The 21,109-nt window shown below is 69.0% G+C and carries 23 protein-coding genes and 1 other RNA gene; 10 read left to right on the top strand and 14 right to left on the bottom strand.

What is annotated here, in order from left to right:
- Positions 1–48: 48 nt before the first annotated feature.
- Positions 49–450, bottom strand: a complete 402-nt coding sequence (locus tag DXK21_RS12945; protein ID WP_114818196.1) for a DUF3597 domain-containing protein — start codon at positions 448–450, stop codon at positions 49–51.
- A gap of 203 nt (positions 451–653) precedes the next feature.
- Positions 654–747: signal recognition particle sRNA small type (gene ffs / locus DXK21_RS12940), an RNA gene on the bottom strand.
- Between the two features lie 74 nt (positions 748–821).
- On the opposite strand from ffs, the gene nudC reads away from it, so the two are divergent.
- Positions 822–1,742: an NAD(+) diphosphatase gene (gene nudC / locus DXK21_RS12935; RefSeq protein ID WP_114818195.1), complete on the top strand. Its 921-nt coding sequence runs from the start codon at positions 822–824 to the stop codon at positions 1,740–1,742.
- Between the two features lie 181 nt (positions 1,743–1,923).
- On the opposite strand, the gene DXK21_RS12930 is transcribed toward nudC, so the two are convergent.
- Positions 1,924–2,646, bottom strand: a complete 723-nt coding sequence (locus DXK21_RS12930; protein ID WP_114818194.1) for a 3-deoxy-manno-octulosonate cytidylyltransferase — start codon at positions 2,644–2,646, stop codon at positions 1,924–1,926.
- A 145-nt stretch (positions 2,647–2,791) separates the two neighbouring features.
- Here DXK21_RS12930 and DXK21_RS12925 point away from each other — a divergent pair, with 145 nt between their 5' ends.
- Positions 2,792–3,508: a c-type cytochrome gene (locus DXK21_RS12925; RefSeq protein WP_114818193.1), complete on the top strand. Its 717-nt coding sequence runs from the start codon at positions 2,792–2,794 to the stop codon at positions 3,506–3,508.
- 212 nt (positions 3,509–3,720) lie between these two features.
- On the opposite strand, the gene DXK21_RS12920 is transcribed toward DXK21_RS12925, so the two are convergent.
- Positions 3,721–4,524, bottom strand: a complete 804-nt coding sequence (locus tag DXK21_RS12920; protein WP_245945219.1) for a C40 family peptidase — start codon at positions 4,522–4,524, stop codon at positions 3,721–3,723.
- Positions 4,525–4,603: 79 nt separating this feature from the next.
- Positions 4,604–6,013, bottom strand: coding sequence for a leucyl aminopeptidase family protein (locus tag DXK21_RS12915; protein ID WP_114818191.1), 1,410 nt, complete (start codon positions 6,011–6,013; stop codon positions 4,604–4,606).
- 94 nt (positions 6,014–6,107) lie between these two features.
- On the opposite strand from DXK21_RS12915, the gene DXK21_RS12910 reads away from it, so the two are divergent.
- The 4 genes from DXK21_RS12910 to thrS all read left to right on the top strand — a co-directional run bounded on the left by DXK21_RS12910 (position 6,108) and on the right by thrS (position 9,871).
- Positions 6,108–6,929 carry a tetratricopeptide repeat protein gene (locus tag DXK21_RS12910; RefSeq protein ID WP_114818190.1) on the top strand — a complete coding sequence of 274 codons (822 nt, stop codon included), beginning with the start codon at positions 6,108–6,110 and terminating at the stop codon, positions 6,927–6,929.
- A 202-nt stretch (positions 6,930–7,131) separates the two neighbouring features.
- The gene (locus DXK21_RS12905) at positions 7,132–7,602 is read left to right on the top strand and encodes an iron-sulfur cluster assembly scaffold protein (protein ID WP_114818189.1); all 471 of its coding nucleotides are present in this window, start codon (positions 7,132–7,134) and stop codon (positions 7,600–7,602) included.
- An 80-nt stretch (positions 7,603–7,682) separates the two neighbouring features.
- On the top strand, positions 7,683–7,931 hold the full coding sequence (gene yidD, locus DXK21_RS12900) for a membrane protein insertion efficiency factor YidD (RefSeq protein ID WP_114818188.1): 249 nt from the start codon (positions 7,683–7,685) through the stop codon (positions 7,929–7,931).
- A complete protein-coding gene (thrS, locus tag DXK21_RS12895; RefSeq protein WP_114818187.1) occupies positions 7,928–9,871 on the top strand; it encodes a threonine--tRNA ligase in 1,944 nt (647 codons plus the stop codon). The genes yidD and thrS overlap by 4 nt, the downstream gene beginning before the upstream one ends.
- Before the next feature lie 261 nt (positions 9,872–10,132).
- Here thrS and DXK21_RS12890 read toward each other — a convergent pair whose 3' ends face one another.
- Together DXK21_RS12890 and DXK21_RS12885 are read right to left on the bottom strand one after the other, a co-directional pair.
- The gene (locus tag DXK21_RS12890) at positions 10,133–10,927 is read right to left on the bottom strand and encodes an SDR family oxidoreductase (protein ID WP_114818186.1); all 795 of its coding nucleotides are present in this window, start codon (positions 10,925–10,927) and stop codon (positions 10,133–10,135) included.
- Positions 10,924–11,217, bottom strand: coding sequence for a 4a-hydroxytetrahydrobiopterin dehydratase (locus tag DXK21_RS12885; RefSeq protein ID WP_114818207.1), 294 nt, complete (start codon positions 11,215–11,217; stop codon positions 10,924–10,926). Before DXK21_RS12885 ends, DXK21_RS12890 begins: the two co-directional genes overlap by 4 nt.
- A gap of 280 nt (positions 11,218–11,497) precedes the next feature.
- Between DXK21_RS12885 and DXK21_RS12880 the strand changes: the two genes are divergently transcribed.
- From DXK21_RS12880 to DXK21_RS12870, 3 genes are read left to right on the top strand one after another with little or no spacing between them, the layout of a single operon-like run.
- Entirely contained in the window at positions 11,498–12,280 is a 783-nt protein-coding gene (locus DXK21_RS12880) for a class I SAM-dependent methyltransferase (RefSeq protein WP_114818185.1), read from the top strand.
- Entirely contained in the window at positions 12,268–13,851 is a 1,584-nt protein-coding gene (gene ubiB, locus DXK21_RS12875; protein ID WP_114818184.1) for a 2-polyprenylphenol 6-hydroxylase, read from the top strand. The genes DXK21_RS12880 and ubiB overlap by 13 nt, the downstream gene beginning before the upstream one ends.
- A 23-nt stretch (positions 13,852–13,874) precedes the next feature.
- Positions 13,875–14,345: a hypothetical protein gene (locus DXK21_RS12870; protein WP_114818183.1), complete on the top strand. Its 471-nt coding sequence runs from the start codon at positions 13,875–13,877 to the stop codon at positions 14,343–14,345.
- Between the two features lie 9 nt (positions 14,346–14,354).
- Here DXK21_RS12870 and arfB read toward each other — a convergent pair whose 3' ends face one another.
- The 7 genes from arfB to DXK21_RS12835 all read right to left on the bottom strand — a co-directional run bounded on the left by arfB (position 14,355) and on the right by DXK21_RS12835 (position 20,638).
- Entirely contained in the window at positions 14,355–14,756 is a 402-nt protein-coding gene (arfB, locus tag DXK21_RS12865) for an alternative ribosome rescue aminoacyl-tRNA hydrolase ArfB (protein ID WP_114818182.1), read from the bottom strand.
- Entirely contained in the window at positions 14,753–15,211 is a 459-nt protein-coding gene (locus tag DXK21_RS12860) for a YaiI/YqxD family protein (RefSeq protein WP_114818181.1), read from the bottom strand. The genes arfB and DXK21_RS12860 overlap by 4 nt, the downstream gene beginning before the upstream one ends.
- A gap of 266 nt (positions 15,212–15,477) precedes the next feature.
- Complete coding sequence (locus tag DXK21_RS12855; protein ID WP_114818180.1) at positions 15,478–16,821, bottom strand: amidohydrolase family protein; 1,344 nt, start codon at positions 16,819–16,821, stop codon at positions 15,478–15,480.
- 3 nt (positions 16,822–16,824) lie between these two features.
- Complete coding sequence (locus DXK21_RS12850) at positions 16,825–18,321, bottom strand: amidohydrolase (RefSeq protein ID WP_114818179.1); 1,497 nt, start codon at positions 18,319–18,321, stop codon at positions 16,825–16,827.
- A gap of 87 nt (positions 18,322–18,408) precedes the next feature.
- Positions 18,409–18,690 (bottom strand): DUF167 domain-containing protein, encoded by a 282-nt coding sequence (locus tag DXK21_RS12845; protein ID WP_114818178.1) that lies wholly within the window; start codon positions 18,688–18,690, stop codon positions 18,409–18,411.
- Between the two features lie 254 nt (positions 18,691–18,944).
- Positions 18,945–19,874 carry an electron transfer flavoprotein subunit alpha/FixB family protein gene (locus DXK21_RS12840; protein ID WP_114818177.1) on the bottom strand — a complete coding sequence of 310 codons (930 nt, stop codon included), beginning with the start codon at positions 19,872–19,874 and terminating at the stop codon, positions 18,945–18,947.
- The gene (locus DXK21_RS12835) at positions 19,874–20,638 is read right to left on the bottom strand and encodes an electron transfer flavoprotein subunit beta/FixA family protein (RefSeq protein WP_114818176.1); all 765 of its coding nucleotides are present in this window, start codon (positions 20,636–20,638) and stop codon (positions 19,874–19,876) included. Before DXK21_RS12835 ends, DXK21_RS12840 begins: the two co-directional genes overlap by 1 nt.
- A 124-nt stretch (positions 20,639–20,762) precedes the next feature.
- Here DXK21_RS12835 and DXK21_RS12830 point away from each other — a divergent pair, with 124 nt between their 5' ends.
- The gene (locus tag DXK21_RS12830) at positions 20,763–21,101 is read left to right on the top strand and encodes a hypothetical protein (RefSeq protein ID WP_114818206.1); all 339 of its coding nucleotides are present in this window, start codon (positions 20,763–20,765) and stop codon (positions 21,099–21,101) included.
- The last annotated feature ends 8 nt before the right edge of the window (positions 21,102–21,109 follow it).

Below are 21,109 nucleotides of genomic sequence, written 5' to 3'. Positions count from 1 at the left end.
CCCGGGTCGCCCTGCGGGCGCCCGAGGATGACGGCAGAAGGGGGAGCCTTACAGATCGGTGGGCAGACGGCCGCCGTTGTCGCGGATCTTCTGAATCACCTGGGCGTGCAGCCAGATGTTCATCGAGGCGCTGTCGGACTTGTCGCCGGTATAGCCCAGCTCGTCGGCCAGTTCCTTGCGCTCGGCCAGCGAGGATTCCAGCCCGACCAGCTTCATCAGATCGACAATGGAGGTGCGCCAGTTCAGCTTCTGCGCCTTCTGGTCGTTCATGAAGTCGAGGATGCCGGCGACATCGACCTCGGGCGCCGGTTGGGGCGCGGTGGCGGCGGCCGCCGTGACCTGGGGCTGGACAGGCGTCGCGGTCGGCGCAGGCGCGACCGGCGCGGCGGGCGCCGCCTCTTCCTTCTTTTTCTTGAAGATGCCGCCGAGGATGGACCCGAGAACGCTCATTCGCCTGCTCCTGAAAGGTGAAGTCCTTTCAGCGGGCCAGAGCGATTCCGGTTCCGTGAAGCTTGCGAGACGCCGCCAAGAGCCCTGCTGAAAAACAGAGTCCAATTCGTCTGAATAGTCTGAAAATCGCGCTTAACCGAGAGCGCCAAACCAGCGCTCAAGCAGGTCGCCATCGCATGGCGAGCGTTAGCGCCACAAAGATGGAAGGTAGAGACCGCGACCCGAAGGTGAATTCGTTGTGGCTGCTGCCTTCCGGCCCTGACCAGGTTGGCGAAGCCTTCGCCCGCGATCTCCGAGGAGGGATATGACGGGTGACGACGCGGGAATCAAGACCCCTCCCCGCGTCGTCTTGTCGGGGGTATGAAGCGGCCATGTCCCATACCCACGTCTTCTCCGGCAATCCGCTCGACCGCTCGGGCGACCTTCGCAACGACATCGCCTGGCTGGGCGAGCAGGAAGCCAATCCCGAGGCCCTGGCCATGCTGCTGTGGGAGGGGCGTCCCCTGGTCGAGGACCATGAGGGCGGGCAGCGTCTGGTCTGGCTAGCGCTGAGCCACGGCCGCGACCTGGTCCCGGACCGCGATCTCTTCCTGGGCCTGTGGAAGGGGGCGCCGGTCTTCGCCATCGAGTTCGAGGGTTCCATCGACCCGACCAGCGGTCCGGCGGGCGGGCTAGGCCAGTTCATCGAGATGCGCGCGGCGGCGGCGGCCCTGCCGGAAGCCGATGTCGCCATCGCCGGGACGGCCAAGAGCCTGTTCGACTGGCGTCGCCGTCACGGCTTCTGCGCCGCCTGCGGCAAGGCCACGGATCAGGCCTCGGGCGGCTGGCGGCGGGTCTGTGCAGCCTGCGGGGTCGAGCATTTCCCGCGCGTCGATCCGGTCGTCATCATGCTGCCGGTCTATAAGGGCGGAAGCGAGCCTCGCTGCCTGCTGGGGCGTCAGGCCGCCTGGCCCGAGGGTCGGATGTCGGCCCTGGCCGGCTTCATGGAGCCCGGCGAATCCATCGAGGAGGCCTGCGCCCGCGAGGTGATGGAGGAGGCGGGGCTGACGGTGTCGGGCGTTGTCTATCATTCGAGCCAGCCCTGGCCCTTCCCGGCGCAACTGATGATCGGCCTGATCGCCGAGGTTACGACCGAGGACGCCGCGCCGGACCAGACCGAGCTGGAGGCCGTGGCCTGGCTGACGCGAGCCGAGGCGCGGGCGGTGCTGGCCGGGACGCATGGGACGATCCATGCGCCGCCGCCATTTGCGATTGCGCGGCGGTTGCTGGAGGCGTGGGCGGAGGGGGAGTAGGCGCGACTCCTCGGCTTTCCTCCCCACTTGTGGGGAGGGGGACCGCGAAGCGGTGGAGGGGGCGACGCAACCTCTGGCTTTCTGTCGCCTCCCCGGACAGGGCAGCGCCGCCCCCTCCGTCTCGGCCGCTATTGCGTCCGATCCACCTCCCCATTCGCTGCGCGAACAGGGAGGAAAGAAGTCACACCAGCGCCCGCGCCGCCTCCAGGTCCGCCGGATTATCCACCGACAGCGGGGCGTCGTCGATCACCGAGGCCCAGATTTGCAGGCCCATTTCCAGGGCGCGCAGCTGTTCCAGCTTTTCGCGCTTTTCCAGCGGGGACGGGAGAGCGGCGCAGAAGCGCATCAGGGCGTCGCGGCGATAGCCGTAGATGCCGACGTGGCGCCAGACGGGGCCGTCGCCGTAGAGCGTCGAGCGGGTGAAGTAGAGAGCCCGCCCGCTGGTCTGGCCTTCCGGCAGGGCCAGCACCGCCTTGACCACGTCGGGGTTGGTGCGGTCCGAGACGTCGGCTTCGGCGGCCACGAGGGTGGCGATGTCGCAGGCTGATTCGCGGGCCAGCAGGTCGGCGCAGGCGCGGGCCAGATCGGGCGAGGCGAAGGGCATGTCGCCCTGGATGTTGATGACGATGTCATGGTCGCCGTCGGGATCGACCGCCTCGACCGCCGCCCGGATGCGGTCCGAACCGCTGGGCAGGGCCGGATCGGTCAGGACGGCCAGGCCGCCCGCCGCCTCGACCGCCTCGACGATCTCGGGATCGCCCGCCGCCACGGCGACGCGGAAGCCGGACAGGGCCGCCTGTTCCCAGGCGCGCACGATCATGGGCTTGCCGCCGATATCGGCCAACGGCTTGTTCGGCAAACGGGTCGCCGCCATGCGAGCGGGTATCAATATCAGCGGATTCATCAGTCTGACGCGTCCTGTGACGCCCGGAAGCGCCCGGGCCGGTTGCGAAGGTCGCGCTAGCGTGTAAGAGACGCCCACGCAAGAATATGCCTGACACCGCTTCCGTGGTGGGGGGGCTCATTAGATACGGGAAGCGACGACGCGCATGAGCGGCGATCTGAAGTGGAACAAGATTATGGGCGCGTGCCTGGGCACCGCCTTTGTCATCCTGGTGGTCCAGCAAGTTTCGGGCATGGTCTATCACACCAAGCAGCCTGAGAAGATGGGCTACTTCGTGGACGCGCCGGACGAAGCCGCGGGCGCCGAGCCGGCCGCCCTGCCGATCGACTGGGGCACGGTTCTGCCGACCGCCGACCTGGCCGCCGGCGAAGCCGCCTTCGCGCGCTGCCAGGCCTGCCACACGGTCAACGCGGGCGGCGCCGACGGCATCGGCCCGAACCTGAACGGCGTCATGGGCGGTCCCGTGATGCACCGTGCGGGCTTCGCCTATTCGGACGCCATGGCCAAACACAAGGCCGAGGCCCCGACCTGGGGCTATGACCAGATCGACGCCTTCCTGACCGCGCCGGGTCGTTATGTTCCCGGCACCAAGATGTCCTTCGCCGGCATCCGCGACGAGAAGACCCGCATCAACCTGATCGCCTGGCTGCGGACGCAGGGCTCGGGCGGCTTCGCCATCCCGGCCTCGGACCCGGCCCGTCAACCGGGCGCTGCGGCGGCTCCGGCCGCTGACGGCGCGGCTCCGGCTGCTGAAGGCGCCGCCGCCACGGAGGCCGCTCCGGCCGCCGAGGGTGCGGCTCCGGCCACGACCCAGGCGACCCCGGCCGCCCCGCCGGCCGCGACCAGCGCCCCGACGGCGTAAGCGTCAGACATTCGAGACGACGGGAAAGGCGGCCTTCGGGTCGCCTTTTCTGCGTTTTGTGGTCAGCCCCCTATCCGCTCATCCCCGCGGAGGCGGGGACCCAGTGAGAGCCACGGACCCACCGACAAGACATACGGCCTAGACTGCGGTGCAACGGATACAGCCAAAGGACTGGGTCCCCGCCTCCGCGGGGATGAGCGGAATATTGTGGCTTAGATCCGCCGGAAAACCGCCGAGGCGAAGCCTTCGCCGGTCAGGCGGGCCTCGACCTCGGTCAGGGCTTCGATGACCACGCCGCCGTGGGCGCCGGTGGCGTGAATGACCTGATCGGCATCGACCATGATGGCCGAATGGCCGGTCCAGTCGTGGTCGCGGTTCGGGGCCATCCAGACGACCAGATCGCCGCGCTGGGCGGCGTCTCGGGCGATGGGACGACCCAGATCGGCCTGGGCGTCGGAGCGGCGCGGGCCGGGAAGGCCGCAGGCCAGCAGGGCCTGCTGCACCAGACCCGAACAGTCGGTTTCGAACGAGGAGCGGGCGCCCAGCGCATGGGGGCGGCCCAGCAGACGTTCGGCCACGGCGACCGGCTCGCGCTCGAAATCGCCGACAGGTTGAAGATCAGTGTCGCTCACCCCCTCGCTCGTCTCGCCCACCAGGGCGTTCAGCGGCAGGGCGGCGGTGACGGAGGCGACGCGGCGGGCAGGCAGAGGCGCGCCGGGCGACAGCAGGTCCAGCGCGATCCAGCCGACCACGCCGTCGCGGCGGGCGCGGCCCCAGGCACGCTCGCCCTGACGATGCAGGACGTCGAAGGCCTCGCCGTAAAGCAGTTGATCCGTGCGCTGGTCGGCGTCCGACAGAATGTCTGCAACCGGAACCCGACAATGCATGGGCTCGGTGCGGCGATAGGCCTCGGCCCGCATCAGACCTTCGAGCGCCTGCTCGGCCAGCACGATCCGATCTCCATCCCGAAGGATCAGAGGCGGGCCGGGCGGGATAAGGGCCAGAAAGTCGGACAAACAGGGCCTCAGCGGCGGTTCACGCGGGTGAACCGCCATATGTAAACGCCGAAGCCAAATCGGGCGTTAACGGCCTCGACTATTTCGCGAATCGGTCGCGCAAATAGCGATAGCAGGCGCGCAGGGCCTGGGCCTCGCCGCCCTCAGGATGTCCGGGACGGGCGCGCGGATTCCAGGCGAAGATGTCCATGTGCGCCCACGATCCGGTCGTCGGCGCGAACTTCTGCAGGAACAGCGCCGCCGTCACCGACCCGGCCTGGGCCCAGGCGGCGGAATCGTTCCTCACGTCAGCGATCTCGCTGTCCAGCGCGGCGCGATAGCCGGCCCACAGCGGCATCCGCCACAGGGGGTCGCCCACCGCGCGCCCGGCCGAGAGGATGCCCTCGGCCAGGGCCTCGTCGTCGGTATAGAGAGGCGGCAATTCGGGGCCGAGCGCCATGCGCGCCGCGCCGGTCAGGGTGGCGAAATCCAGCGTCAGGTCGGGTTCATGCTCGCCCGCCCGCGTCAGGGCGTCGGCCAGGATCAGCCGGCCTTCGGCGTCGGTGTTGCCGATCTCGATGGTCAGGCCCTTGCGGCTCGACAGGATGTCGCCGGGGCGGAAGGCGTCGGCGGAGACGGCGTTCTCGACGGCGGCGACGAGGACCACCAGGCGCACCGGCAGGTCGGCCTGCATAATCAGACGGCCTAGCGCCAGGGCATGGGCCGAGCCGCCCATGTCCTTCTTCATGTTGCGCATACCGGCGGCGGGCTTGAGGTCCAGACCGCCGGTGTCAAACACCACCCCCTTGCCGACCAGGGCCACCAGCGGCAGGTCGGTCTGATCCAGCTTCCAGCCGATCTCCAGCACGCGCGGCGCGCGGTGCGGGGCGGCGGCGCGGCCGACGGCGTGGACGGCGGGGTAGTTGTCCTCCAGCAGGGCGTCGCCGGTCGTGACGGTCAGGGTCGCGCCCGAGCCTTGCGCGATCTCGCGGGCGATGGTCTCGATCTGCAACGGCCCCATGTCGGCGGCGGGGGTGTCGACCATCTCGCGGGCCAGGGCGGCGGCGGCGGCGATGTTCAGGGTCTCGGTCAGGTTGAGTCCCGAAGGCGCGACCAGGCGGGCGCGACCGCGCTCGGGCCGGGCCTTGTAGCGGTCGAACAGATAGCCGCCGAGGGCGAAGGCCAGGGCGGCCTGCTGGGCTGCCTCGCCCTCGACGCCTTCCAGTCGCCAGTCGCCGGCGGGCAGACGGGTCGGCAGCGACCGCGCCGTCATGGGATCAAAGGCCTCGCCCGCGCCGAGCAGGGCCTCAAGCGCCGCGCCGTCGTCGCCGGGCACGATCAGAAGCTGGCCCGCCTTGCCGGTGAAGCCGTTGGCCTCGGCCCAGGCGGCCGACTTGCCGGTCAGCGCCTGCCCCTGCTTCAGTCCTTGGCCTTGCCCTTGCGCGATCAGGCGCACCGGGCGCGCGCTATCGGAAGCGGCGATCAGCAGGTCGGAGTGAACGACGGACATGGGGCGAGCCTTTCCGGCCCTTAAAGGCCGATTAACCAAACCTTGACCCGGAAGAGCGACGCTGAGGCCGCAGGAAACCGTCCGGACCCTCTCCATGTCGCGCACCGCCGCCGCCGCCGCAACCATGACGCTGGCTCTTTGGGGCCTGTCGGGCGCCGCCATGGCGCAAACGCCCGCACCCGCCGCCGTTCAGGCGCGTCAGCCCGCCGACGCCGCGACGCGCGCCAGCTACGACCGCGCCGACGCCCTGGCCCGTTCGGTCTTCTGGTCGCAGGAACAGCAGATCAATCCAATGGACCCGGTCGCCGGGGTCAAGCTGGCCCAGGCCCTGCGCGAAATGGGCCAGTTCGATCAGGCCGCCGAGACGGCGCAAGGGATTCTGACGGTCCAGCCGGCCAACATCGACGCCATGCTGGAGGTGGGCCGCGCCCATATCGCGCGGGGTCAGGCCTTCTATGGCATAGCGGCCCTGGAACAGGCGCGGGCCGCCGCGCCGCGCGACTGGCGTCCCCTGTCGCTGCTGGGCGTGGCCTATCAGCAGGTGCGGCGGAGCGATGACGCCAGAGCGGCTTGGAACGAGGCGCTACGCCTGTCGCCCGACAACCCCGACGTCCTGACCAACGCCGCCATCGCCCGCATGGGCGAAGGCGATGCGCCCTCGGCTGAAATCCTGCTGCGTCGCGCCGCCGCACAGCCGGGCGCGACGCTGAAGGTGCGCCAGAACCTGGCCCTGTCGCTAGGCCTGCAAGGCAAGACCGCGGAAGCCGAACAGATCCTGCGCCGCGACCTGCCGCCCGAGGTCGCCGACGCCAACCTGCGCTGGCTGGCCGAGCGAACGGCGGCGGCGGCGACCTCCGTTCCGGTCGCCGAGACCGCCGGATCGGCGCGCACCTGGTCGTCGCTTCAGGGCGGGTAAAGACCAGCGCTGCGCCTCTCCCTCCCCGTTCGGGGAGGGTGGCTGACGCGCAGCGTCAGACGGGTGGGGGCGCTCGGCTGTTCAAGCGCCGCGCCTATATCACCGCGCCCTCCCCACCCGGTCGCTGCGCGACCACCCTCCCCCAGGTGGGAGGGAGAGGCGGCGGCTTCACCTTCAGCACGAGAACCCCTATCTTCTCCCCATGATCGACGACCTCTACAGCGCACGTATCCTGTCGCTGGCGGCAAACCTGCCGCACAGCGGGCGGCTGGCTGCGCCGCAAGGCAGCGCCGAGCGCGTCGCCAAGCTGTGCGGGTCCAAGGCCATCGTGGACGTGACGCTGGACGATCAGGGCCGCATCAAGGAGTTCGCCCAGGCGGTGAAGGCCTGCGCCCTGGGTCAGGCGGCGGCGGGCGTGGTGGGCGAGAGCATCCTCGGCGCCTCGGCGTCGGAGATCCTTGAGGCCAGAGACGCCATGCTGGCCATGCTGAAATCCGGCGGCGACGGCCCGGTCGGGCGCTTCGAAGGGCTGCGGGTGCTCAAGCAGGTCGCGGACTATCCGGCGCGCCACGCCTCGACCATGGTGGCGCTGGAGGCCACGCTGGACGCGGTGAATCAGGCGCTCGAAAAGCACCACAGCGATACGCGAACTCGTCTCGCCGGCGCGGCCTGAGGCGTCGTCCGGTTGATCCCCCTGCGATGAAGAGGGATAAGCACGACGAACCCGAAACAGAGCCCCCGGCGAAGGGACAGATGTCTCTCTACGAACGCAGCGTCCGCGCGGCCCACCGGGGCTATAAGGTGACGCTGTCCCCCTTCTTCGGCCAGTCGTGCCGGTTTCTGCCGACCTGTTCGGACTACGGGCGCGACGCCCTGCTCCAGCATGGTCCGGTTCGGGGGGGATGGCTCACCGTGCGCCGTCTCTGTAAATGCCATCCCTTCGGCGGTTCGGGCTATGATCCCGTGCCGTCCGCCAAGATCGAAAAAGAACGACCGTCATGATCGAACTGAAATTCCCCGACGGCGCCGTGCGTCAATATCCGGCCGGCTCGACGGGCCGTGATGTGGCCGCGGCCATCTCGCCCTCGCTGGCCAAGAAGGCGGCCCTGGTCGTCTGGAACGGCGAGCAGCGCGACCTGGACCGCGTCATCGACGGCGACGGCGACTTCCGCCTGTTGATGCGCGACGATCCCGAGGCGCTGGAGACCATCCGCCACGACGCCGCCCACGTCCTGGCCCAGGCGGTGCAGGAGCTCTTCCCCGGCACCCAGGTCACGATCGGCCCGGCGATCGAGGACGGCTTCTATTACGACTTCGCCCGCGACGAGCCCTTCTCGACTGACGACTTCGCCAAGATCGAAAAGAAGATGGGCGAGATCATCGACCGGGGCGCCCCGCTGGAGCGTCAGGTCTGGGACCGCGACACGGCGATCAAGCATTTCGAGTCAGTGGGCGAGACCTACAAGGCCGAACTGATCCGCGACCTGCCGGGGACGGAGACCATCACCGTCTACAAGCAGGGCGAATGGGCCGACCTGTGCCGAGGGCCGCACTTCCCGACCACCAAGTTCGTCGGCAAGGCCTTCAAGCTGACCAAGCTGGCCGGCGCCTACTGGCGCGGTGATTCCAGCCGCGCCCAGCTGCAGCGCATCTACGGCACCGCCTGGGCGACCAAGGAGGACCTGGACGCCTATCTGCTGCGCATCGAAGAGGCCGAGAAGCGCGACCACCGCAAGCTGGGCCGCGCCATGGAGCTCTTCCACATGCAGGAAGAGGGCCGCGGCATGGTCTTCTGGCACCCCAAGGGCTGGGTCCTGTGGCGCGTGCTGGAGGCCTATATGCGCCGCCGTCTGGACGCCGCCGGATACGTCGAGGTCAAGACGCCCCAGGTTCTGGACCGCAAGTTCTGGGAGGCCTCGGGCCACTGGGAGAAGTATCGTCCCAACATGTTCGTCTGCGAGACGGTGGAGGGCGAGACCCTGTCCCTGAAGCCGATGAACTGCCCCGGCCACGTGCAGATCTTCGATCAGGGCCAGCGGTCCTATCGTGAACTGCCGCTGCGCATGGCCGAGTTCGGCGCCTGCCACCGTTATGAGCCGTCCGGTTCGCTGCACGGCCTGATGCGCGTGCGCGGCTTCACCCAGGACGACGCCCACATCTTCTGCCGCGAAGACCAGATCGTCGACGAGACGGCCGAGTTCATCAAGCTGGCCCAGTCGGTCCACGCCGACCTCGGCATGGAGACGGCCTACATCAACCTGGCCACCCGTCCCGAGGTGCGCGCCGGTTCGGACGAGTTCTGGGACAAGGCCGAGGCCCAGATGGCCGAAGCCGCCCGTCACGCCGGGGTCGATGTGGTGATCGCCGAGGGCGACGGCGCCTTCTACGCGCCCAAGCTGGACTTCATCGTCAAGGACGCCATCGGCCGCGAATGGACCTGCGGCACGATCCAGCTGGACTATGTCCTGCCCGACCGTCTGGACGCGACCTATATCGCAGAGGATGGCCAGAAGCACCGCCCGGTCATGCTGCACCGCGCGATCCTGGGGTCGTTCGAGCGCTTCATCGGCATCATGATCGAGAACTACGCCGGGGCCTTCCCGCTGTGGCTGGCGCCGACCCAGGCCGTGGTGGCGACCATCACCTCGGACGCCGACGGTTACGCCGAAGAGGTCGCCGCCAAGTTCCGGGCGGCGGGCCTGCGGGTCGAGACCGACCTGCGCAACGAGAAGATCAACTACAAGATCCGCGAGCACTCGGTCGGCAAGGTGCCCGCCATCGCCGTCGTCGGCCGCAAGGAGGCCGAAGAAGGCAAGGTCGCCATCCGCCGCCTGGGCAGCCAGGCCCAGACCATCGTCACCATCGAGGAAGCCATCGCCCTGCTGACGGACGAGGCGACCCCGCCGGACCTGAAGCGCCTTCGCGACGGCGTCGAGGCCTGAACATGAGAACGCCCCGGTCGAAAGGCCGGGGCGTTTTTCTTTAGCGCAGTTTCCTCCCTCTCCCGGCGGGAGAGGGCTTGAGCCTCCAAGAGCGTAGCGATTGGGCAGGCGAAAGGGTGAGGGGCTGAGGCGTCATTCGGCGTCAGCCGTCAGCCGTAGCGCGGCGGCTCACGCCGAAGGCTGCTGAACGACCCTCATCCGACCCTTCGGGCCACCTTCTCCCATCGGGAGAAGGGATGGTAATGCGGCCCCACCTCTCGCTCACTGCGCCGTCATTCCCCCGTCGATCTTAAACTCGGCGCCGGTGACGAACTTGGACTCGTCCGAGGCCAGATACAGGACGCAGTAGGCCACGTCGTCGGGCTCGCCGATGCGCTTCAGGGGGATGCCGCGCGCCAGCTTGGCGTGGGCGGTGGTTTCGTCGCCGCCGGCCATGGCGACGAAGGGGTCGAGGATCGGCGTCTTGATGAAGACCGGGTGGACCGAGTTGGCGCGCACGTTCCAGCCCGCCTGAGCGGCCTCCAGCGCCACCGTCTTGGTGTAGAGCCAGACCGCCGCCTTGGTGGCGTTGTAGGCGCCCATGCCGGGCGCCGCGACCAGTCCGGCGATGGAAGAGATGTTGACGATGGAGCCCGCGCCGGAGGCCCGCAGAAGCGGCATGGCGTGCTTGCAGCCCAGCATGACCGACTCCAGATTGACCGCCTGAAGCCGCCGCCAACGCTCCAGCGTGTCCTGTTCGGCCCAGACCAGCCCGCCGCCGATGCCGGCGTTGTTCACCAGGATCGACAGGCCCCCCATGTCCTCGGCGGCGGCGGCGACCACGCGGACCCAGTCGTCCTCGCGCGTCACGTCGTGCTCATAGGCGAAGGCGGCGCCGGGATGCTCGGCATTGATGGCGTCGGCCAGGGCCCGGGCGCCGTTCAGATCCAGGTCGGAGACGGCGACCCTGGCGCCTTCCCTGACCAGCATCCGCGCCATGGCCTGGCCCAGACCGCCCGCCGCCCCGGTGATGAGGGCGGTCTTGCCGGAAACGCGGCCCGAACGAGGGCCGCTCATTCCACCAGACCCTTGACGGCGTCGTCGATGAAGCGGGCCATGGCGACGTCCTTCTCGGTCACGCCGCCCGCGTCGTGCGTGGTCAGCAGGACCTCGACGCGGTTGTAGACGTTCGACCACTCGGGGTGGTGGTCCGCCTTGTCGGCCAGCAAGGCGACGCGGGTCATGAAGCCGAAGGCGGCGTTGAAATCCTTGAAGCGCAAGCTGCGGGCGATGGCCGGGCGCGGGTCGTCGGCGCGGCGCCAGTCGGGCAGGCCCTGAAGCACGGCGTTGACGTCGAGGGCGGTCATGGGCGTCTCCTTGATTTTCATCAGGCGTATCGCGCGGCCCGACTGGCGGCAAGTCGGCCTTCTCCCTTCCCCTCGAGGGGGAAGGGTCGGGGATGGGGTGTAGACGCCAGGATCGAAGACATGGCGCGGGAGGCGGCGCGGGCGACGCCTCCGGTGTCTGAAAGGCCAGGGCGGCGGCCTCACCCCCACCCAACCCTCCCCCCTCGAGGGGGAGGGCTTTCAAAAGGCTGCGACGCTTCCCCGGATGACGCCGCGCGCGTGAGGCGTTACACCCCCTGTCATGACCCAGGCCGATCCCTCCCCCTCCTCCGGCAAGACCTCCTCCTTCGGCTTCCGCGACGTGGACGCGAAGGAAAAGGTCCAAATGGTGCGCGGCGTCTTTGACTCCGTCGCGTCCAACTATGACCTGATGAACGACCTGATGAGCGCGGGCGTGCACCGCCTGTGGAAGGACGCCACGGCGGCCAAGCTGAACGCCCGGCCCGGCGAAGTCATCCTCGACATGGCCGGGGGCACCGGCGACATGGCGCGGCGCTATTCGAAGATGGCGCGGGCGGCGCAGGCGCGGCGCGGGGGCGAAGACGCCACCGTCATCGTCATGGACTATAACGCCGAGATGATCCTGAACGGGGTGGCCAAGGGCGGCGAGCCGGAGATGGCCTGGGGCGTCGGCGACGCCATGAACCTGCCCTTCCCCGACGCCTGTCTGGACGCCTATTCGATCAGCTTCGGCATCCGCAACGTGTCGGACGTGGCCGGCGCGCTGAAGGAAGCGCGCCGCGCGCTGAAGCCGGGCGGACGCTTCATCTGTCTGGAGTTCTCGCGGCCCACGACCGAGGCCCTGCGCAAGGCCTATGACGCCTGGTCCTTCCACGCCATTCCGCGCATCGGCGAATGGGTGGCCAAAGACCGCGACAGCTATCAGTATCTGGTCGAGAGCATCCGTCGCTTCCCCGATCAGGCCACCTTCAAGCGCATGATCGAAGACGCAGGATTCAGCCGCGTCAGCGTCACCAACCTGTCGGGCGGGATCGCGGCCATCCACCACGGGTGGGCGATCTGAGCCGGCTGTCCGTCAAGACCCCGCCCGCCGCCCCGACGCCGGAGCCCGTCCGCGACCCTGTGGGCGCGACGCTCCGTCTGATCGGCTGGGGCTGGGTGCTGGCGCGCCACGACGCCCTGATCCCGCGCGAGGCGACCCACCTGCTGCCCGTCTGGGCGCGTCCGTTCGCGGGCGCCGTGCAGATGCTGGCCAGCAAGAAGCATCGCGCCGGCCGACCCGGCGAGCGCGTCGGTCAGGCCTTCGAACATCTCGGCCCCGTGGCCATCAAGCTGGGTCAGGTCCTGGCCACCCGCGCCGACATCTTCGGCATCCAGTTCGCCAAGGATCTGGGCCGGCTGAAGGACAAGCTGCCGCCCTTCCCGCTGTCCGAAGCCCGCGCCGAGATCGAGCGCTCGCTGGGGCGTCCGGTCGAGAGCCTGTTCCGCGACCTGGGCGAGCCGGTCGCCGCCGCCTCCCTGGCCCAGGCGCACCCCGCCTGGCTGGCCGACGGACGCAAGGTGGCGGTCAAGGTGCTGCGGCCCGGCGTCGAGCGCCGCGTGGCGCGCGGACTGGATTCCATGCGTCTGGGCGCCAAGCTGGTGGAGAAGTTCGTCGCGCCCGCCCGACGGCTGGAGCCCCAGGCCTTTGTCGAGATCATCGCCCGCTCGCTCCAGCTTGAACTGGACATGCGGCTGGAGGCGGCGGCCGCCTCGGAACTGGCCGAGGTCATGGCCAAGGACGGCTATATGTCCGCCCCCGCCATCGTCTGGGACGGGGTGGGCAAGCGGGTGCTGACGCTGGAGTGGGCCCCCGGCCTGCCGATGACCGATCCGGCGCTGGAGGCCTTGCCCGGCCTCGACAAGGACGCCCTGGCCGACAAGGTGGTGCGCGCCTTCCTGATCCAGGCCCTGGACCACGGCGTCTTCCACGCCGACCTGCACGAGGGCAATCTGTTCGCCGACGCCCCTGACAAGGTGACGGCCATCGACTTCGGCATCGTCGGGCGGTTGGGACCGGCCGAGCGCCGCTACCTGGCCGAGATCCTGTGGGGCTTCATCAGCCGGGACTACGACCGCATCAGCCGGGTCCACTTCGAGGCGGGATACGTGCCGCCGCACCATTCGGTCGACACCTTCGCCCAGGCCCTGCGCGCCGTCGGCGAGCCGGTGATCGGGCGTCAGGCCAGCCAGGTGTCGATGGGGCGCCTGCTGGGCCAGTTGTTCGAGATCACCGCCCTGTTCGACATGCACCTGAGGCCGGAACTGGTGCTGCTGCAAAAGACCATGGTCTCGGTCGAGGGGGTGGCGCGGCGTCTCAATCCCGACCACGACCTGTGGGAGGCGGCCAAGCCCGTGGTCGAGCGCTGGATCAAGCGCGAACTGGGTCCGCAAGCCCAGATCCGGGAGACGGTGGAAGAGGCCTTGGCCACGCTGAAGGCCTTGTCGCATCTGGCGCAGAACCCGTCGTCGTCTCAGACGTTGGTGATCGAGAAGGCCGGAACCCGGCCCTGGGTGGTCGCCGCCGTCACCGTCGCCGTCTGTGCGTCGGTCGCCGCCTTGGTCCTGACACTCTGGCCGATGATCGTCGCCTGACGTTTCTTCGGAGCCTGCCGCCTATGAAGACCTTGATCCTCGCCGCCATGCTGGGCGTGAGCCTGTTCGCCCTGCCGGTTGCGGCGCAGACGACCCCGCCCGCCCCGACCGGCGGGACGGCGGCGGCGACCCTGCCCAACGCCTTTGGCGAGCCTGCAGCGCCGGCGCGCCCCGCCGCGCCGGCGGTCGCGGAAGCCCCGGACATCGCCCGCTCCGAACAGGCCCTGCGCGCCGCCATCGCCTCCTTCCAGTCCGGCAATGTCGACTATTCGGTCTTCAGCGACGATCTGGCGGCCCAGATCCGCGAACAGGCGACGACCGTCACCCCGATGGTGCAGCAGTTCGGCGCCCTGAAGACCATCGACCATGTCGGCCAGCAAGACGGCGCCGACCTGTTCCGGGTCGTGTTCGAGAAGCAGGCCACAGACTGGGTCATCGCCTTCGACGATCAGGATCAGATCGCCGCCCTGCTGTTCCGCCCCGCGCGGGACTGAGACCTGCGATTAATCCAGAGACGGCTTGCCGCGCCCGCTCTTGATGGTCGAGCGGGTGGACTTGCCCTTCAGCCGTCGCTCCTTGGAGGCCCGCGTGGGCCGCGTCGGCACGCGATAGACGGGCTTGATCGAGGCCTCGGCCACCATCTCGTCCAGCCGCGCGACGGCGTCGGCCTTGTTCCGCTCCTGGGTGCGGAAGCGCACGGCGGTGATGACGATCACCCCGTCCAGCGTCAGCCGGCTGCCCGCCAGCTTCATCAGGCGTTCTTTGACAGGCTCGGTCAGGCTGGGCGAGTTTCGCACGTCAAAGCGCATCTGGACCGAAGTCGAGACCTTGTTGACGTTCTGGCCGCCCGGCCCGCCGGAGCGGAAGAAGCGAAACTCCAGCTCGTCCTCAGGAATGCGGCTCACGGACTGACTTTCCGTGCACGGACGACCGCCGTGTCCAGGGCCTGAAGGAAGCGCGAACGGTCGGCGTTGGAGAAAGGCGGCGGGCCGCTGGTGGCGACGCCCATGGAGCGCAGATGCTCGCCCACCATGCGCCCGGCCAGGGCCGAGCCGATGGAATCAGGCGTAAAGGGCTGGCCGTTCGACTTCAGCGCCTGGGCGCCGGATTTCAGGCAGCGGTCGGCCAGGGGAATGTCGGCGGTGATCACGATGTCGCCGGCCACGGCGCGCTCGGCGATCCAGTCGTCGGCCACGTCAGGGCCCGCGTCCACCACCACCTGTTCGATCAGCGGCTCGCGGGGGACATTGATCCAGGCGTTGGAGACCACGAAGACCTTGAGGCCGTAACGGCGACCTACGCGATAGACCTCTTCCTTCACGGGGCAGGCGTCGGCGTCGATGTAGAGGGTGGTGGGCATACCCGCCTTATGACGCGTCGCGGAGACGGGGAGAAGAGCGCGCGATCTAGTCCCTTCTCCCGATGGGAGAAGGTGGCCCGAAGGGCCGGATGAGGGTCGCTCGGCGGCCTTCGGCGTGAGCCGCTGCGCAACGGCGTCCGCCGACTGAAAGCGTAGCCCCTCACCCTTTGGCTGCTTCGCGCCGCCCTTCGGGTCGCCTTGCCAATCGCTGCGCTCTTGGAGGCTCAAGCCCTCTCCCGCCGGGAGAGGCAGCCAGACGAGCGTTTCTACTGCGGATAGGCCACCGGCATGGCCCCTTCGCCGCCGGTGCGGTAGCGGTCGCGCAGAAGCAGGTTGCGGGCTTGCAGCGGCTGCTCCACCCCGTCGATGAAGACCGCCGAGGGCTGGCTCAGCGGTTCCAGCGGGTCGCCGGACCAGACCACCACGTCGCCCGCCGCGCCCGGCTTCAGCTCGCCGAACTGGCCGTCGAAGCCGAAGATGCGGGCCGGGTTGACCGTGATCGCCTGGATCGCCGCCGCAAACGGCAGGCCGTGCGAGACGGCGTTGCCGGCGTTGTAGCGGATGTCGCGGGCGCGGTGGGTCGAACCCTCATTGCCTTTGATGGCGATGACCACGCCCGCCGCGTTCAGCGCCGCCGCGTTCTGCATCCGCGCCGCCCGCATCTCGAAATTGCCGGGCAGGTTGGTGATCGGGTGCAGCAGGACCGGCACCTTGGCGGCGGCGATCTCCTCGGCGACCAGCCAGCCTTCGGCGGCGCCGTCGAGGATGACCTTGACCCCTTCCTCGCGCGCCAGACGCAGGACCTGCTGGATGTCCGCGGCGCGGTTGACGCTGACGATCAGCGGCATGGCGCCGTTGGCCACCGGGATCAGGGCTTCCAGATCGGCGCGCGACAGCGACAGGTCGCGAAGCGCGGCGCGGTCATAGGCGGCCTTGTTGCGGGCATAGAGGCGAACCTCGGCCAGGGTTTCCTTGAACAGGACGAACTCGGCCCCGCGCGCGCCGCCGGCCACGCCCTTTCCGGCCTCGCCGAAGGGGGCGACCATGGCCACGCGCGGCTTGACCAGGATGTCGGCGCCGCCCAGCTTGATCACCGCCGCCTGACCGGCGAACAGGCCTGGCGACTGATAGCCGCCGTGACCGGCCCCGGCGAAGTCGCTGTCGTCATGGCTGTGGCCGCCGCCCGAGCCCGCGTGCTGGGGCGTGACCACGGCGCGGGTGACGCCGCCGAGGCGGGCGACCGGCAGGGTGAAGGACCATGGGTCCAGACCGTAGGACAGGTCAAACGCCGCGCTCAGGGTGTTGGCGCTGTTCGACAGGTCGTTGGAGCCGCGCACCGAGCCGACTTCCGAACCGCCAAGGCCGGAGTCCACGGCGACGAAGCCAGGGGCCACGATCTTGCCGCGCGCGTCGATGGCGCGCAGCCCGGCCGGGGCCGCGCCGGTCCCGACGGAAACGACCTTGCCGTTGCGGATGACGACGGTGCCGTTCTCGATCACCGAGGTTCCGGTCAGGACGCGGCCGCCGGTGATGGCGACGTCCTGGGCCGCTGCGGGACCGACGAGGGCGAGGGCTGCAACAGCGCCCGCGAGAAGGGTTTGGATACGCATGGTTCAGCGAGCTCCCTGGGCGACGCCGGCGGCGGCCTGGCCGAAGCCGGGCTGACCCAGTTCGAAATCGGACACGGGCTGGTAGGCGGGGTTGGCGCGGTCAAAGGCCAGGCCGCCGTCGATGAAGACCTGATCGGCGCGGGCGTAGACCGAGAAGGGATCGGCGCTCCAGATCACCACGTCGGCGCGCTTGCCGGGCTCCAGCGAGCCGGTCTCCTTGTCGATGCCGATGGAGCGGGCGGCGTTCAGGGTGATCCAGCGGATGGCGTGCTCTTCGGAAATATTCATCCCGGCGCGACGCCCGGCCGACAGGGCGGCGGCGGCTTCCTGATTGAGGCGCTGGATCAGTTCGGCGTCGTCGGAGTGGATGACGGCGCAGGAGCCCTCGGGCGCGTCGGTCAGGGCGGCGTTTTCCTCGATGCCGTCCAGGGCCTCCATCTTGAAGCCCCACCAGCCGGTCCACATGGCGGCGCAGACGCCTTCACGGGCCAGCATCGGCGCGATCTTGTAGGCCTCGACCGCGTGGTGGAAGGTCGTGACCTTGTAGCCGAACTCCTTGGCCACATCGAGCATGACCGCCATCTCGTCGGCGCGGTAACAGTGGTTCTGGATCAGGATCGAGCCGTCCAGAACACCGGCGAGCGTCTCCAGCTGCAGGTTGCGGGTCGGGGGCGTGCCCTGACCGTCGTCGCGCCACTTGTCCCACTTGGCCTTGTAGTCGCGGGCGGCGATGAAGGCGGCGCGATAGCCGGCGACATTGCCCATGCCGGTGGCGGGCGAAGTGTTACGGCCACCATAGACGCGGCTGGGGTTCTCACCGCAGGCCATCTTCAGGCCGTAGGGGGCGTTGGGGAACTTCATCCCCTGCATGGTGACGGAGGGAACGTTCCTCACCGTCACGCCGCGACCGCCGAACAGGTTGGCCGAGCCGGGCAGGATCTGAAGCGTCGTCACGCCGCCGGCGCGGGCGGTGTTGAAGCCAGGGTCCTGGGGCCAGATCGAGTGTTCGGCCCAGACCTGGGCCGTGTTGGGATTAGTGGCCTCGTTGCCGTCGCTCATGCCCATGACGCCGGGCGAGGGATAGACGCCGAGATGGCTGTGGATGTCGATGATGCCGGGCGTGACGTAGCGGCCGCGGGCGTCGACCACCTTGTGGCCTGCCGGGACCGGGGTGTTCGCCCCGCCGACGGCGGCGATGCGGCCGTCGGTGATCACCACCACGCCGCCTTCGATCTTCTGACCCGCGCCGGTCAGGACCGTGGCGCCGACCAAGGCCAGGTTCTCACGCGGCAGACCGCGATAGGTCGAGGGATAGGGGTCCGCATTAGCCCAGCCGTCCAGGCCGGGGGCCATGGTGCGGTCCTTGGACGACGAGGCGGTCGAGGCCGTCTCCGTCTTGGGCTTGGCGTCGCCGGTCGTGGCGCAGGCCGACAGAGCCAGGGCGCCGAGCGCGCAGGTGAGGACAGCGAGGCTTGGGCCCCGCAGACGGTTAAGCAACATGGGCGAGACCCCCTCGCGCCCGCAGACAGCGGGCAAACAATGGGACGGCATACAAAGGAGGTTCAGCCTGGCCGTAAAGGGGAAATGTCAGTTACCGGACAAGCGGTCGCGGACCTCGGCCTCGCTCAGGCCCTCGACCTCGATCATCTTCAACCGCGACTGGCCGCCGCGCGCCAGGGTCACGTCGTGCTTGGGGACGCCCAGGGCCTTGGCCAGGAAAGCGGTCAGGGCGGCGTTGGCCTCGCCCTCAACCGGCTGGGCGCGCACGCGGACCTTGAGCACGGGGCGACCGTCGGGATCGACGTCCCAGCCGTCGATGCGGTCGGCGGCGGCGCGGGGCGTCAGCTTGATGGCGAGGCGGGCGGTCATAGGGAGGTGTTTGGCCCATTCGAGCCCTGCCGCCAAATCCCTGCCGTCATCCCGGACGAAGGCTCGCCTGCGAGCCGAAGATCCGGGACCCAGGCGGTGGAGCCTTGACTGGAGATGTCGCGTCTGGAGCCGGCGCCTGGGTCCCGGATCGGCCTGACGGCCGTCCGGGATGACGGCAGCAGATGGAGCGCCAATTGAAAACGCGCCGGACGGTTTCCCATCCGGCGCGCTTCAGGTTCAGCCTGTGAAACCGATCAGCCCAGGGCAGCCATCAGTTCCGGCACGGCGGTCTTGTAGTCGGCGACCAGGCCGTAGTCGGCGACCTGGAAGATCGGGGCGTCGGCGTCCTTGTTGATGGCGACGATGACCTTGGAGTCCTTCATGCCGGCCAGGTGCTGGATGGCGCCCGAGATGCCGATGGCGATGTAGAGGGCCGGGGCCACGACCTTGCCGGTCTGGCCGACCTGATAATCGTTGGGGGCGTAGCCCGCGTCGACGGCGGCGCGGCTGGCGCCGATGGCGGCGCCCAGCTTGTCGGCCAGGGGCTCCATGACGGCGTGGAACTCGTCGGCCGAGCCCAGGGCGCGACCGCCCGAGACGATGATCTTGGCGGCGCCCAGTTCGGGGCGGTCCGACTTGACCATTTCCTCGGAGACGAAGGCGGTCTTGGGCGCTTCCCCGGCGGCGACGCTCTCGACCGAGGCCGAGCCGCCTTCAGCGGCGGCGGCGAAGGCCGTCGGGCGCACGGTGATGACCTTCTTGGCGTCGGCGGACTGCACGGTTTCCAGGGCGTTGCCGGCGTAGATCGGACGCACGAAGGTATCAGCCGAGACGACCTCGACGATGTCCGAGATCGGGGCGACGTCCAGCTTGGCGGCCAGGCGCGGGGCGAAGTTCTTGCCGTCCGTGGTGGCGGGCGACAGGATGGCGTCGTAGCCAGCGGCCAGCGGCAGGACGGTGGCTTCGACGGCCTCGGCCAGGCCGTGAGCCACGGCGTCGCCCTCGGCCAGCAGGACCTTGCGCACGCCGGAAATCTTGGCGGCGGCGTCGGCCACGGCTTGCGCGCCCTTGCCGAGGACCAGAACATCCACGTCCGACGACAGGGCCAGGGCCGCCGTCACCGTCTTGTGGGTGGTGTCGCGAACGATCGCGCCGTCGTGGTCGGCGATGACGAGAACGGCCATTACAGAACCCCTGCGTCTTTGAGCTTGGAAACCAGTTCGGCCGCGTCGGCGACCTTGACGCCCGCCGAACGCTTCGGCGGTTCCGTCACCTTGAGGACCTTGAGGCGATCCGCGACATCGACGCCGTAGTCGGCGACCGCCTTGACCGCGATCTCCTTCTTCTTGGCCTTCATGATGTTGGGCAGGCTGGCGTAGCGCGGGGTGTTGAGGCGCAGGTCCACAGTGACGACGGCCGGCAGGGTCGCCGCCACGGTCTGCAGACCGCCGTCGACTTCACGCTTCACGGTCGCCTTGCCGTCGCCGATCACCAGCTTGCCGGCGAAGGTGGCTTGCGGCCAGTCCAGCAGGGCGGCCAGCATCTGACCCACGGCGTTGTTGTCGCCGTCGATGGACTGCTTGCCCATCAGGACCAGGTCCGGCTTTTCTTCATCGACCACCGCCTTGAGCAGCTTGGCGACGGCCAGCGGCTCAAGATCGGCGTCCGACTGGATCAGAACGCCGCGATCGGCGCCCATGGCCAGGGCCGTGCGCAGGGTTTCCTGGGCCTGGGTCACGCCGACGGAGACGACGACGATTTCCGTCGCCGTGCCCGCCGCGTGATGCTCCTTGCCTTCCTTGAGGCGCACGGCCTCTTCGACGGCGATCTCGTCGAAGGGGTTCATGCTCATCTTGACGTTGGCCAGATCGACGCCGGTCTGGTCCGCCTTGACGCGGGCCTTGACGTTATAGTCGATCACCCGTTTCACCGGGACGAGTACCTTCATGAGCCTATCCACTTGGTCTTCGAAATGTCGGAGCAGGGATTGGACCGACGAAACCGGCCTGTCAACGTAACGCTACGTGAACTCTGTTCGTGTCGGCGGCGCAATTTTGAACTATGAGACCCGCATGAAACGCTTCCTGACCCTGGGCCGCCTGAGCGTCCTCTTCTTCAGCATCTTCGGCCTGATGATCGCCGGGGTCTTCGTGTTCCAGCGCTACTGGATGGAACCGGGCGAGCGCTGCGAGGCCGAAGGCAAGTGGTACGACATCGAAAGCCGCATCTGCGCCCAGCCCATCTCGATCGCTGAAATCACCGGCCGCCCCATCGGCGTCAGCCGCGCCGAGGCCTCGGCCGAGAAGAACAAGGAACTGGTCGAGATCGAAAACCGGCTGACCGCCGAGAAGCGCGCCCGCGACGCCGCGACCGCCGCCGAACGGGTCCGGGTCGAGGCCTTGCAGCAATAACAAGGCGT

It is taken from the genome of Brevundimonas bullata (assembly GCF_003350205.1).
GTDB classification, from domain to species: domain Bacteria; phylum Pseudomonadota; class Alphaproteobacteria; order Caulobacterales; family Caulobacteraceae; genus Brevundimonas; species Brevundimonas bullata.
This window is presented reverse-complemented; position numbering and strand designations above follow the sequence as displayed.